The following is a 13,149-nucleotide window of genomic DNA, read 5'->3' as shown; positions in this document are numbered from 1 at the left end:
GCACCTGACCCGGCCAACGTCAACAGGTAAGCCACGGGCAGGACTTGGCCCGGCTTGCCTGCACCTTGGAGCGGGTGCTAGAACGGTTCAAGCCTATGCGGCCCAGCCTTTGGCCAACTGTGACGAGGTGCGCAAGGTTCGCTGCAACGTTGGTCGCCGTGCTTTTCGCTTGGGGTAGGCAACACCATGTTGGGACGAGAACACGATATCGCGGTGAACCCGGACGCCTGCCCGGTCCAGGCCAAGGTGGACATGATCCGTGCGCTGGACATGCATGCGTTGTGGCGGGCTTGTGTGGACCTGATCAACCAACGTCTGCCCTGCCATTCGTGCACCTTGATGTACGACATCACCGGCGGTTACCAACCGCAACGCAGCCTGCACTTCCTCGGCGAAACACCTTGCGGCGGTGCATGGCCGTTGCGCAGCCTCGATGTGGCCGCACCGTATCTGCAGCAGAACCCACGCATCCATTGGTACACCCTCTCGCAGATCGCCTCCGGCGATGCGCAGGCACGGCAGCGGTTGCGCGCGCAGAACCCCGCGCGGGGCTGGCGCGAGTTCATCCATATGGCGTTCTGGGGTGACGACGGACTGGAAGCGGTGCTGAGCATCCGCATGCATGAGGGGCATGAGCAGATCACCGATACGCACCAGCAGTTCCTTGGCGAACTGCACCAGCTCATGGGCGCGGGCTTGCAGCGCGTGCGTTCGTTGCAGGCTGAGCGTCGCACGGTGTACCAGGCATTGCTGGACCGGCAAAGCCTGCCGGACATCATCCTCGACCACGACCTGCACCCGATCAGTGTGTCGCCCGCCGCACAGCGGCTGTGTGCCGACTGGCTCAGCAGCCACGATAGTCATGCCGGCTTTCCCGATGCCATTGCCTCGGCACTGCGCGACTGGCTGGACCCCGCCGACAAGCGCGACATCGGTAGTGGCCTACAGGTATGCCACCCACGACAATCGAAGGTGGAGCTGCACATCACTCTGGAAGGCCGCCTGCTCGCCCATCCCCAGCAGCCGCTGTACCTGTTGCGGCTGGCCCCGATGCAATCGGCCACCGTGCCCACAGCAACCGATGCTCGGCCGCTGTGGTCCAAACTCTCCCCCACCGAGCAACGCGTGGCCGGGCTGGTCGTGGAGGGGATGCGCAACGATGAGATCGCCCACCACCTCAGCCGCTCGCGCAAGACCATCGAAAGCCAGATCAGCGCGATCTACCGCAAGCTCGATGTCGGTCACCGCGCGCAACTGGTCCGGCTGCTCAGTACCGTCTGATCGGACCTCACGGACAACACGGACAACACGGACAACACGGGCTCAGGGTACGAACAGGAAGTAGTCGTGTGCCGCACGCGCTAGCTGCGCGATGGCTGCATCGCGCTCTTCGCTGCTTGCCCGTGACTGCACGAACACGGTGACGATGGCATGGCCACGCCCGGCGGGCAGCGTGATCACACCGACATCGTTGATCACATCTCCCACCGTGCCGGTCTTGTGCGCGACTGGCGTGTCCTTGGGCAGCATGCCGGGCAAACGTGCGATGCCGGTGCGGGTATCGCGCATGATGTCCTGCAGTACGCGCGTGGTTGCCGGCGTCAGCACGTCGCCCTTCCATACGTTTCGCAGCAACAGTGCCATCGCACGGGCGCTGCTGGTGTCACGCGGATCGGCGTTCCAGGCCGTGGTGTGGCTTCGCCGCAGCTCTTCGGTGCGCTCACTGCGGGAGAGCTCGGCATAGGCTGCCGGGCCCATCGGACTGGCCTGCGAGGCCGCATTGCCCCGGTAGTTGGCGAGCAGCTCCCAGATGTAACGGTCCACGCGCATACCGCTGATGCCCAGCGTCTGCATCCGTGCATTCACCGCCGTGGTGCCACCGCCCAGCCGGATAAGGATATCGGTGGCGTTGTTGTCACTGACGGTGATCATCATGTGCAGCAGGTCGCGCACCGTGATGGCCGAGCCGGCGCTCAGGTGCAGATCCATCGGCCCGCCCATTTCCGGGTAGACATCGTCCGCGACCAGCGTCACCTGTTGCTGCAACGACAGCTTGCCCTCGTCGACGAGCGCAAGGATATGCACCGCCACTGGCACCTTCATCGTGCTGGCCATCGGGAACGGATGGTCCGCATTGACGTAGACGCTGCGCCCGCTTTCCAGATGCACGATGGCTGCGCCCAGCTCGCCCGGCAGCAACGCCGCCAAGCGCTGTGCTTCCACCTGCAATGGCTCCGGCGTTGTACTGCGTGCCGCGGCAGTGCCGGGCAACCACAGACAGGCCAGCAGCGCGGCGGTAAGCAGTGAACGGGGACGGGAACGGTACTTGATCATGGTGGAACCCCCTTGAAGCAGTGAACCGACGTCATGGGCGACCAGGCCACGTGACGCCGCCGATATCAGAAGCGCATGCGTGCGCCCAGCGTGAAGTAGCGGCCCACCACATCGTAGTAGGGCGAACCCACCGCGCCGAGGGGTGATTTCTTGTCGAACAGATTGCTGATGTCGGCATAGACCTCGAACTCATTGTCACCAGACAACGGGAAGCGCGCTCTACCGCCCACATCCCAATACACATACGAGCCGATGTTGCCGTTGGTCAGCACCAACTGGTTGTTGTAGACGCCGGCGGAGAGATAACGCGCCCGTGCCTGCGCCGAATAGCGATCGCCCCGCCAGCCGACGGTCGCGTTGGCACGCCAGCGCGGCACGCCGGAGCCGTTGGTCAAGCCCTGCGAGGTGACGTACTCGAAGCTGTTCTTGCCGTCGTAGGTGGTCAGGCTGTCCACCCAGGTCGCCAGCACGCGCGTATGGAAGCTGCCGGACATCGACGGGAACAACTTCGCTGCCGGCAGCGTGTACAGCAGGTCCACGTCCACGCCATTGGTCTGGTACTGGGCCAGATTGACGTAGTTGGAGTTGATGCGTTCGATCGCACCGCTGGCGTCGCGCTGGATGCGGCCGCACATGGCCTGGTTGCCGGCAAAGCAGCGCAGCACGGTTTCCTGTGCCGACACCTGGGTGATCACGTCCTTGATCTCGATGTCGAAGTAATCCACCGACATGATCAAACCCGGCACGCTGGCCGGTGCCCAGGTGAAACCGGCGGTCAACGTGTCGGCCGTTTCCGGGTTCAGCAGCGGATTGCCGCCGCCGATCACCAGCGCGCTGAGCGAGCTGCCGGTCAACGGATCGCTGATCGTCGACCAGCCGGTGGTGCTGGTGGTGTACATCTCGGTCAGGTTGGCCGAGCGGATGTCGCGTGAACGGGTGAAGCGGCCACGGAAGCCGTCAAAAAATTCGTTGGTCATGCCGTATTTCCACGACCAGATCGCACCGGAGCTGTCGTAGTCGCTGAAGCGCGCGGCGGCATTGATCTGCAGATCACGCAGCCCCGGCACATCGCGCAGCAATGGCGCCGCGACTTCGGCGAAGGCTTCTTTTACCGTGAAGTCGCCAGCAATCGGCGAGGAACTCCAGGTGGTGAAAGCCTTGGCCAGGTCCTGCGCGCCGACCTTCTGGTCGATCTGCTCCTTGCGCGCCTCCAGGCCGACCGCCACCGACACGTCACCCGCCGGCAGCGCGAACGGCTCGCCACGCAGGTCCAGGCCGGCGGCATCCAGCCGGGTGTTGGTCATGCGTCGCGGCGTGCCGGTGACATAGGCCGCCGCTTCGGCCGAAGGTGCGCCGTGGCCGAACAGATTGATCGGCACGCACCCGGAATTTGGATTGGTCAGCGTCACCCGACACACCGCCTTGCCGGTGGCCGGGTCGATCACCGCATCCACCGCATCACGGTAGTTGCTGGTCAGCAGGAAGCCGGGCGCGGCCAGGTCGGACTGGTTGTCCCCGTGGCTGTAATAGCCACCCCAGCGCCAGTTGTTGCCGACCACGCCATCCAACGCCACGGTGAACTGCGTGGTGCGGCGGTCATAGTCGATATCGGGGAAGGCGAAGTCGCTGTTGAAGCGCCCCAGGCTGAAACTGGTTTCACCGGCGGCCACCAACACATCGCGCACCGCCGTGGGCAGGTAGGCGTTGTCCACGCCTAGACGCAGGCCGGTACCGCGGTTGTGGTCACCAAACCAAGGGAAGCGGTTCCAGCTGCGCGAATGGCGCACGTCCATGGTCAGGCCGACGTTGTCGGTGAGGTTCCATGACAGCCGACCGAGCACGTTGTAGCGGCGCTGCGGCGTCACCAGCGAGCTGATGTCGTCGTTGTTGGGGCTCTCGCCGCCCTGGATCAACGACGCGCCGGTGTAGCCCGCAAAGGGCCGCAGGCTGCCATCGGGGTTGAAGGCCTGCCCGGCCAGCACACCGCTGGTGATCAGGCCGCCGATCGCGGCATTGCCGTAACCGACATCGCCCTTCATCGTGTAGGTGCCATCGCCATTGGACAGCTGCGCGGTACGCCCCAGCCACGAACGTGCGGTCTTGGGTATCACGCCATCGTTGTTGAGTGCCTCACCGCCGATCACCACATGCCCCCGGCCCTGCGCAATCTCAAAACCGGTCGCGGCCGCCACGTATTGCTTCTGGTTGTCCGAGCGCGAGGACATACCGCCCTGCACGTCGATTTTGGTGCCGACCAATTGGCTGTCGAGCTGCACGTTGACCACACCGCCCACCGCGCCGGAGCCCCAGGCCGCCGATGCGCCACCGGTGACCACCTCCACGCCGCTGATCAGGATCGAGGGAATCGTCGCCAGGTCGTTGTCGCTGGAGAAGCGCCGGCCATCCAGCAGCACCAGCGTGCGGCTTACACCCAGGCCACGCAGATCGACCGGCGCACGTGCCGCATCCACGCCGGTGGTGTGGGTCTGCGGCGACACCGTGCCACGGAACTGCGGCAGGTCATTGAGCGCGGCAGCAACGTTGGTATGCGTGGAGAGCTGCAGATCTTCCGGGGTGACCTTCACCGTCGGCGTGGGTGCGTTGAAGCCGGGGCGATCGATGCGTGAGCCGGAGGCCGTGACATTGACGCTGGAGATCTCCACCACCTTGTCCTTGCCATCGGCCGCTTGCGGAGTGGTCGTCTGTGCGAATGCGGCGGCAGTCATTCCCGCGAGGGTCAGAGCGATGCCCGTGGAAAGCGCGGATCTGGCGATACGACACGTCATGCGGTTCCTCGCAGAAGGCTGGAAGTGGAAACAACGGACCTGTAATGCGCGAATGCCCCTGTCGCATCTTAGGAACGCCACTTCCGATTCCGCATCGGGGGAAACCCGCATAGCCGCTACCAAAGAACGAAACGCCCCGCACGAATTCATGATCCAGGCCGCTGATCCGCACGTCTGCGCCGCATGCGGTTAAGTGGTAACGAATGAAAGCAAGTGCAGAGGCCGGTGAACCGCGCACGCGCATCGCCCGCCGTTACCCGCCTTGCCGGATTTCCAAAAAAAAGGCCGCCCCTTTCGAGGCGGCCTTTTGGCCAGAATCAGCCTATTTCATCAATGATCGGAAGCCTTGCTGGCACCAATGCCGGTTTCAGCACGCACCTGCTGTGCCGGGTAGGCCGCGCGCTCGGACTGTGCGTTCTTGCTCTTGTCGGTGATCGAGAAGAACCAGATGCTGACGAACGCGATGGTCACCGAGAACAGCGCCGGGCTGGTGTACGGGAACGGTGCACTACCGGCAGCATTGCCCAGCGTATCCACCCATACCGACGGCGACAGCAGGGTCAGGATCAGCGACGACGCCAAACCCAGCGAGCCACCAATCACCGCGCCACGCGTGGTGCAGTCTTTCCACAGCAGCGACAGGATCAACACCGGGAAGTTGGCCGAGGCGGCGATGGCGAAGGCCAGCGACACCATGAAGGCCACGTTCTGCTTCTCAAACACGATGCCCAGCAGAACCGCGACCACACCCAAGGCCAACGTGGTCATGCGCGAAACACGCAGCTCCGAGCCCGGCGCCGGGTTGCCCTGCTTGAACACCGTGGCGTACAGGTCATGCGACACCGCCGAGGCACCGGACAGGGTCAAACCTGCTACCACCGCCAGAATGGTGGCGAACGCCACTGCCGAGATGAAGCCCATGAACAGGTTGCCGCCAACGGCTTTGCCGACCAGCACGGCTGCCATGTTCGGGCCGCCCTGGATGGTGCCGGTCACCGGATCGGCGTACTCGGGGTTGGTCAGCACCAGCGCAATGGCACCAAAACCGATGATGAAGATCAGGATGTAGAAGTAGCCGATCCAGGTGGTCGCCCACAGCACCGACTTGCGTGCCTGCTTTGCATCGGGAACGGTGAAGAAGCGCATCAGGATGTGCGGCAGGCCGGCGGTACCGAACATCAGCGCCATGCCGAACGAGATGGCGGAGATCGGGTCTTTCACGAAGCCGCCGGGGCCCATTATCGACAAGCCTGTCAACGCCGCCTCTTCTGGCCCCTTGCCACTGTTGGCCGCGATCTGGGTCTTGACCCGCACCGCCTCGCTGAACAGCGCCTCGAAGCTGAAGTTGAAGTGCCACATCACCATCACGGCCATGAAGGTCACGCCCGACAGCAACAGGCAGGCCTTGATGATCTGCACCCAGGTGGTGGCGGTCATGCCACCAAACAGCACGTAGACCATCATCAACACGCCGACCAGCGCTACTGCGATCCAGTAGTCCAGGCCGAACAGCAGCTTGATCAGTGCACCGGCACCCACCATCTGTGCAATCAGGTAGAACAACACCACCACCAGCGTGCCGGAGGCTGCAAACATGCGGATCGGCTTGGGCTGGAAGCGGTAGCCCGCAACGTCGGCAAAGGTGAAGCGGCCGAGGTTGCGCAGGCGCTCGGCCATCAGGAAGGTCAGGATCGGCCAACCCACCAGGAAGCCCAGCGCATAGATCAAACCGTCGTAGCCGTTGGTCATCACCGCGGCGGTAATGCCGAGGAACGAGGCCGCCGACATGTAGTCACCGGCGATGGCCAGGCCGTTCTGGAAACCAGTGATGCCGCCACCGGCGGTGTAGAAGTCGGACGCGGACTTGGTGCGGCCAGCGGCCCATTTGGTGATGCCAAGCGTGAACAACACGAACGTCGCGAACATGATGATCGCGGTCCAGTTGGTGGGCTGGCGCACGGTCTGGCCGATGTCGCCACCGGCGGCCATCGCCGCACCGCTGGCGATCAGCAGACCGAGCAAGGTGCCCGATCGAAGGACGGAGTGATTCATTGCGCTTCCTCCACAATTTCCTCGGTCAACTTGTCGAATTCGTTGTTGGCACGGCGCACGTAGAAGGCCGTGATCAGAATGGTGAACACCATCAGGCCCAACGCGATCGGAATGCCGACGGTAGTGATCTTGCCGGCGCCGATCGGCGTGGCCAGGAAGGCCTTGTCGAAGGCGATCAGGCCGATGTAGCCGTAGTACCCCAACAACATCAGGATGGTCAGGAACCAACCCAGCTTGTTGCGCGTGCTGCGCAACCGTTGGTATTTCGGGTTGGAAGCGATCCGCTCAACACGGGGATCGACGGAAGCATTCATTGGAATTCTCCAGATTTCGGGAATACGGCAGCGCTGGCGTGCGATGCACGCCGGGGCGTTGGCATGAGTGCTCCCCGTGGGGGTAGGGAGATGAGACGTACTGCGTTTTCTGCAAAGACGCCGGTGCCATCACGGCACCGGCGCCGACACGTCAGAAGCTGTACTTGGTGGTGAACTGCAAGCGGCTGATGTCGCCCTTCTTGCCGTTTTCGATTTCACGCTCGCCGTACATCAGCTCGGCGCCGATATCGACCTTGGGCATCGGTGTATAGAACACATTGCCGCGAATGGACTGCACGCTCTTGGTCACCAGGTCTCCGGTGATGGAAGCATTGTTGTCGTAGTCGCTGCGTGCGTAGATCAGGTTGGTGCGCAGTTTCGGGCTGAAGGCATGGCGCCAACCGACGTAGGCAGCAACCACGCCGGTCGGGTCGATTTCATCGCGAATGGCGTCATAGCCGCTGTCGGCGGTGATGCCCAGGCCGATGTAACGCGAAATGCCTTCGCCACCGGTCAGTTGGTAGTGCAGGCTGTCGCTGTCGCCCATCATCCACTTGCCGCCCAGCGTGACGCCGCCGGCCACCTTGCTGGCATCGGCACCGGTGAGCTGGTTGTCCAGTTTCAGCTGGCGCACCAGACCGGCCACACCAAACGTACCCCAGTCACCCTTCCAGCCGTAACGCACGGTCAGGTCCGGCATCGAACCGCGGTCGGAGTTGGCCACGGCCGGCACGTTCCACTTGCCGGTCACCGGGTTGAAGGTACCGGTGAGGCTGGTGGTTTCCGGGTTTTCCAGGGCAACACTCAAGCCGCCGTTGGTGTAACGGATCTGCGCCTGGCGTACGAAGATCACGCCATCGGTCGGGCCAACGAAGTCGACCGCTTCCGGAATCGCACCGGCATCCATGAAGTTGGACCAGGTCTGGCCGGCCAGCCACTTGTTCCAGTACATGTAGGCGTGACGCAGGGTGACGCCATAGGTATTGGTGGCGGTCTGGTTACCCAGCGAGTTGCCAAAGAAATCCATCTCGACCATGGCACCGGCCTTGTCGCCGTTTTCGGCCACATGGTCCACACCCAGATTGAAGCGCGAGAACTTGGCGTGGGCGTTGTAGTCCACATCCGAGGCCTTGCCGGTACCACCAGCGCCGAACACCGGCGTCTGCCCCGGCAGGTACAGCGAACGGCCGGTTGCATCGTCGGCCAGCTGGCCGTCGCCGGTACGCGTGGCCAGGAAATCGGCCTTGATGAAGCCACCAAACTTGAAGGTGGTGCCCGGGGCTGCGCCTGGGGTAATGCTGGTGATCTGGACCGGCTGCTTGCCGGCCGGTACCGCGGCCACGGCCGGGCGTTCGGCCTGCGCCGCACGCACCTGCACCACATCATTCTGTGTCTGGGTGATCACGCCTTGTTGCTGCTGCTGGGCCGACAGCAACAGCTGTACCTGTCGCTCCAGTTCAACCACGCGTGATTCAAGCGCCCGCTCTTTGGCGGTTTGTGCAAAGGCCATGCCGGGTACCAGCAGCGCCACGAATACCGCGGCAGCCAGCGGCCGACGGGCCGTTTTCAAAAGATATGTACTCATTGGATCAGCCTCTCTCCCGACTGGCGTTGTGAACCGCAGCAGCGGCACGTTCCCGGGCAGGGTGCGCGGCGCCGATGGCAGGCGGCTATTCGCCATTAGTCGTAAGGAGCGGCGCATTCGACCATCGTCTAACAGCCAGGGCAGCGCGACACGGGGTGGATGCGGCACACTTGGGGAGTCCGGCCACGTCGCACGACATGGCTCATTCATTGGTTACAAGTGCAAAGGTGAGGGTTGCCATGACTGATGTTTATCCCGTTGAATCCGCATTCGCCGCGAAGGCTCGGATCGACAAGAGCACGTATCAACAGCTGTACCGCGAATCGGTTGAAAACCCCGATGCTTTCTGGGCCAAGGCCGCAGAGCGTCTGGATTGGTATGTAAAGCCGACCAAGATCAAAAACGTCAGCTACAAGCTCGACGATTTCCGCATCAAATGGTTCGAGGACGGTGAGCTCAACGTCAGCGTCAACTGCCTGGACCGGCAGCTGGCTACGCGCGGTGACAAAACCGCGCTGTTGTTCGAGCCCGATGGCCCGGACAGCCCAGCGCAGAAAGTCACTTATCGCGAGTTGTACGAACGCGTCTGCCGATTGGGCAACGCATTGCGCGCGCTTGGCATCAAGAAGGGCGACCGCGTCACCATCTACCTGCCGATGATCGTCGATGCTGCCGTGGCCATGCTGGCCTGCGCCCGCGTTGGCGCGATCCATTCCGTGGTGTTTGGTGGTTTTGCCGCCAATTCCATCGCCGACCGCGTCGGTGACTGCGCCAGCAAGCTGATCATCACCGCCGATGAAGGCCTGCGTGGCGGCAAGAAGGTACCGCTGAAAGCCAACGTCGATGCCGCACTGAAGCTGCCCGGCACCAACACCGTGGAAACCGTGCTGGTGGTCCGCCATACCGGTGGGGCGGTGGACATGCAGGCGCCGCGCGACCGCTGGTTCCACGACATCGTCGACACTCAGCCGTCGGTGTGCGAACCCGAGCGCATGAACGCGGAAGACCCGCTGTTCATCCTTTACACCTCCGGCTCCACCGGCAAGCCCAAGGGCGTGCTGCACACCAGTGGCGGCTACCTGCTGTACGCGGCGTACACGCATGAAGCGGTGTTCGACCTGCGCGAAGACGATATTTATTGGTGCACCGCCGACGTGGGCTGGGTCACCGGCCACAGCTACATCGTCTATGGCCCACTGGCCAATGGCGCCACCTCGGTGATGTTCGAGGGCGTACCGAACTACCCCAATACTTCGCGCTTCTGGGAAGTGATCGACAAGCACCAGGTCACCATTTTCTACACCGCACCCACCGCCATCCGCGCGTTGATGCGCGAAGGCGAGGCACCGGTGAAGCGCACCTCGCGGTCCAGCCTGCGCCTGCTCGGCAGCGTGGGTGAGCCGATCAACCCGGAAGCCTGGCGCTGGTATTACGAAGTGGTCGGCGACTCGCGCTGCCCCATCGTCGACACCTGGTGGCAGACCGAAACCGGCGGCATCCTGATCTCGCCGCTGCCGGGCGCGGTCGACCTGAAGCCGGGCTCGGCAACACTGCCGTTCTTCGGCGTGCAGCCCGCCTTGGTCAGTGCCGATGGCGAGCCGCTGGAAGGCGCTGCCGAGGGCAACCTGGTCATCCGCGATTCCTGGCCGGGCCAGATGCGCACCGTTTACGGTGACGACCAGCGCTTCATCGACACCTACTTCCGTACCTACCCGGGCAGCTACTTCACCGGTGACGGCTGCCGTCGCGATGAAGATGGCTACTACTGGATCACCGGCCGCGTCGATGACGTGATCAACGTCTCCGGCCACCGCATTGGTACCGCCGAAGTCGAAAGCGCGCTGGTCTCGCACCCGAAGGTGGCCGAGGCGGCCGTGGTCGGTTTCCCGCACGAAATCAAGGGTCAGGGCATCTATGCCTACGTCACCCTGGTCGCTGGCGAGCCGCAAACCGACGAACTGCTCAAGGAGCTGGTGGTGTGGGTGCGCAAGGAAATCGGCCCAATCGCCGCACCGGACCATCTGCAGTGGGCGCCGGGCCTGCCGAAGACCCGTTCGGGCAAGATCATGCGCCGCATCCTGCGCAAGATCGCCGAGAACGCACCTGACCAACTAGGCGACACCTCCACGCTGGCCGACCCCTCTGTGGTGGCCTCGCTGGTGGAAGAGCGCAAAGTCAGGTAACGCCGATGACGGGGAACAGAAGTCGGGATGCACCGCTTTTACGGGGTCAACCTGCTCTGTTCCCCGTATATTGCACCGGTGGCGGGGAAGCTCTCCGTCACCGCAACGTTCCAACCGCTCCACCCTGCTCCCCATTCCCAGCGCTACAACATGCCCACCCTGCTGATCGCCGATGACCACCCGCTGTTCCGCGAAGCTCTCAAGGGCGCGGTGCAACGTGTCATTCCGGGCGTGCAGTTGCTGGAGGCCGACAGCGTGGAGGCGTTGTACGCACTGGCCGAGCAGCATCCCGATGCCGACCTGGTATTGATGGATCTGAACATGCCCGGCGCACAGGGTTTCAATGCGCTGGTGCATCTGCGCTCACTGCATCCCCAATTGCCGATCGTGGTGGTGTCTGCCCGCGAAGAGCCCACGGTGATGCGCCGCGCGCTCGATCACGGTGCATTCGGTTTCATCCCGAAATCCGCTGATTCGGACACCATTGGTCATGCGCTGGGCACCATCCTGGATGGCGAACGCTGGGCTCCGGCCGAAGCGCATAACGTGCCACCCACCGACCATGAAGAGCGCGAAGTAGGGCAACGCCTGCGCGAACTCACCCCACAGCAGTTCCGCGTACTGCAGATGCTCGGCGTTGGCCGCTTGAACAAGCAGATCGCCTACGACCTGGGCGTCTCCGAAGCCACGATCAAGGCGCATGTCACCGCAATCCTGCGCAAGCTCGGTGTCACCAACCGTACCCAGGCGGTGCTGATGGCTGGCAAGCTGGCCATCGACGACGACGCCATCGTGCTGCCGCCGGAAGAAGACTGAACTTTCAGCGGTCTCTCCCGGGTGCGCTGCGCGGGCCCCGCTAGCAACCCCGCGTACTCCCCTCGGCCAGAACGGCACGAACCGCCAAGCACATGAAGCTCGCGCTGCCGAAGATGCGGCGCCAAACGTTCTGTCTCTGAGCACATTGCCTGCAAGGGAATCACCGTAAACATTTCGGCATACGCTGCTGCTCCCTGTGAGCCTGAACATCGGCGCGATTACTGCCGGCGGCGCTGCTGTTACAATCCGCGTTCCCTTGGGGAGTAGCCTGCTTCCAGCATTGGAAGCGCCCACATCAACATACTCGGCCATTGCGCCGTGGTGTGGGCAGCCAGACCCGGTTGGCGAGACCAGCGGCATGCGTGCGCAACTTCAGGTTGGGCGCGACGCATGCCGTTTGTGTCCGCCCAACCAGGTACTCCAGATGTCCCCACTCTCCATCCTGCTCATTGGCTTTGCCATGTCCACCGACGCCTTCGCCGCTGCGGTCGGCAAGGGTGCCGCGATGCGCAAGCCTCGTTTCGTCGATGCCCTGCGCGCGGGTTTGATCTTCGGCGTCATTGAAGCCATCACCCCGATCATCGGCTGGCTGCTGGGCCGTGCCGCCTCGCAATACGTGGAAGCTTTCGATCACTGGATCGCATTCGTGCTGCTCTTTGCCTTGGGCCTGCACATGATCCTTGCCGGACTCAAACCCAACGAAGAAGACGCCGATGAAGCATCGGACGAAAAGCCGCGCCATGGGTTCTGGGCATTGGCGGTTACCGGTTTTGCCACCAGCATTGATGCGATGGCCATTGGCGTGGGTCTGGCCTTCCTGGATGTGCATATTGGCGTGGTGGCACTGGTGATCGGCCTATGCACGCTGACCATGGTGACGCTGGGCATTCTGCTCGGCCGCGTGTTGGGCACGTTGGCCGGCAAGCGCGCGGAGATCGTCGGCGGGGCGATTCTGATCATCATCGGCTGCACGATTCTTTATGAGCATTTGAGCGCGGAAGGCTGGGTGCAGCGGCTTATGGGTTGAGGTCGCAACGGGGCGAACAACGACATCAAAACCCCTCCCCGGCCCGCTCCTT

General features: G+C 63.3%; 9 protein-coding genes and 1 riboswitch. Of the genes, 4 read left to right on the top strand and 5 right to left on the bottom strand.

The genetic code is table 11. The annotated features are described in order from the left end of the window. Positions 1–186: 186 nt before the first annotated feature. Positions 187–1,281, top strand: a complete 1,095-nt coding sequence (locus PAN08_RS00715; RefSeq protein WP_269789640.1) for a helix-turn-helix transcriptional regulator — start codon at positions 187–189, stop codon at positions 1,279–1,281. 42 nt (positions 1,282–1,323) lie between these two features. On the opposite strand, the gene bla is transcribed toward PAN08_RS00715, so the two are convergent. The 5 genes from bla to PAN08_RS00690 all read right to left on the bottom strand — a co-directional run bounded on the left by bla (position 1,324) and on the right by PAN08_RS00690 (position 9,071). After that, positions 1,324–2,334: a class A beta-lactamase gene (gene bla, locus PAN08_RS00710; RefSeq protein WP_269789639.1), complete on the bottom strand. Its 1,011-nt coding sequence runs from the start codon at positions 2,332–2,334 to the stop codon at positions 1,324–1,326. Between the two features lie 65 nt (positions 2,335–2,399). Beyond that, positions 2,400–5,120, bottom strand: a complete 2,721-nt coding sequence (locus PAN08_RS00705; RefSeq protein WP_269789638.1) for a TonB-dependent receptor plug domain-containing protein — start codon at positions 5,118–5,120, stop codon at positions 2,400–2,402. A gap of 330 nt (positions 5,121–5,450) precedes the next feature. Beyond that, on the bottom strand, positions 5,451–7,172 hold the full coding sequence (locus PAN08_RS00700; RefSeq protein WP_269789637.1) for a cation acetate symporter: 1,722 nt from the start codon (positions 7,170–7,172) through the stop codon (positions 5,451–5,453). Beyond that, positions 7,169–7,486 carry a DUF485 domain-containing protein gene (locus PAN08_RS00695; RefSeq protein ID WP_269789636.1) on the bottom strand — a complete coding sequence of 106 codons (318 nt, stop codon included), beginning with the start codon at positions 7,484–7,486 and terminating at the stop codon, positions 7,169–7,171. Before PAN08_RS00695 ends, PAN08_RS00700 begins: the two co-directional genes overlap by 4 nt. Before the next feature lie 151 nt (positions 7,487–7,637). After that, positions 7,638–9,071: a DcaP family trimeric outer membrane transporter gene (locus tag PAN08_RS00690; protein WP_269789635.1), complete on the bottom strand. Its 1,434-nt coding sequence runs from the start codon at positions 9,069–9,071 to the stop codon at positions 7,638–7,640. Between the two features lie 239 nt (positions 9,072–9,310). Here PAN08_RS00690 and acs point away from each other — a divergent pair, with 239 nt between their 5' ends. The 3 genes from acs (at position 9,311) to PAN08_RS00675 (ending at position 13,097) form a co-directional block, all read left to right on the top strand. Beyond that, a complete protein-coding gene (acs, locus tag PAN08_RS00685; protein ID WP_269789634.1) occupies positions 9,311–11,254 on the top strand; it encodes an acetate--CoA ligase in 1,944 nt (647 codons plus the stop codon). A gap of 150 nt (positions 11,255–11,404) precedes the next feature. Further along, entirely contained in the window at positions 11,405–12,070 is a 666-nt protein-coding gene (locus PAN08_RS00680; RefSeq protein ID WP_269789633.1) for a response regulator transcription factor, read from the top strand. A gap of 246 nt (positions 12,071–12,316) precedes the next feature. Next, a riboswitch (yybP-ykoY riboswitch) is annotated at positions 12,317–12,449 on the top strand. A 45-nt stretch (positions 12,450–12,494) separates the two neighbouring features. Next, complete coding sequence (locus PAN08_RS00675) at positions 12,495–13,097, top strand: manganese efflux pump MntP family protein (protein WP_269789632.1); 603 nt, start codon at positions 12,495–12,497, stop codon at positions 13,095–13,097. Positions 13,098–13,149: the final 52 nt, after the last annotated feature.

Origin of the sequence: Stenotrophomonas sp. Iso1 (assembly GCF_027497995.1) — a bacterium.
Classification (GTDB): domain Bacteria; phylum Pseudomonadota; class Gammaproteobacteria; order Xanthomonadales; family Xanthomonadaceae; genus Stenotrophomonas.
Note: the sequence above shows the minus strand (reverse complement) of the source record. Positions and strands in the feature narration are given on the sequence as shown.

What these genes read in the sequence shown, in the direction of transcription:
- PAN08_RS00695 (WP_269789636.1), bottom strand. Translation starts at nt 7,486, where the DNA reads ATGAATGCTTCCGTCGATCCCCGTGTTGAGCGGATCGCTTCCAACCCG.
- bla (WP_269789639.1), bottom strand. Translation starts at nt 2,334, where the DNA reads ATGATCAAGTACCGTTCCCGTCCCCGTTCACTGCTTACCGCCGCGCTG.
- PAN08_RS00690 (WP_269789635.1), bottom strand. Translation starts at nt 9,071, where the DNA reads ATGAGTACATATCTTTTGAAAACGGCCCGTCGGCCGCTGGCTGCCGCG.
- acs (WP_269789634.1), top strand. Translation starts at nt 9,311, where the DNA reads ATGACTGATGTTTATCCCGTTGAATCCGCATTCGCCGCGAAGGCTCGG.
- PAN08_RS00715 (WP_269789640.1), top strand. Translation starts at nt 187, where the DNA reads ATGTTGGGACGAGAACACGATATCGCGGTGAACCCGGACGCCTGCCCG.
- PAN08_RS00680 (WP_269789633.1), top strand. Translation starts at nt 11,405, where the DNA reads ATGCCCACCCTGCTGATCGCCGATGACCACCCGCTGTTCCGCGAAGCT.
- PAN08_RS00705 (WP_269789638.1), bottom strand. Translation starts at nt 5,120, where the DNA reads ATGACGTGTCGTATCGCCAGATCCGCGCTTTCCACGGGCATCGCTCTG.
- PAN08_RS00700 (WP_269789637.1), bottom strand. Translation starts at nt 7,172, where the DNA reads ATGAATCACTCCGTCCTTCGATCGGGCACCTTGCTCGGTCTGCTGATC.
- PAN08_RS00675 (WP_269789632.1), top strand. Translation starts at nt 12,495, where the DNA reads ATGTCCCCACTCTCCATCCTGCTCATTGGCTTTGCCATGTCCACCGAC.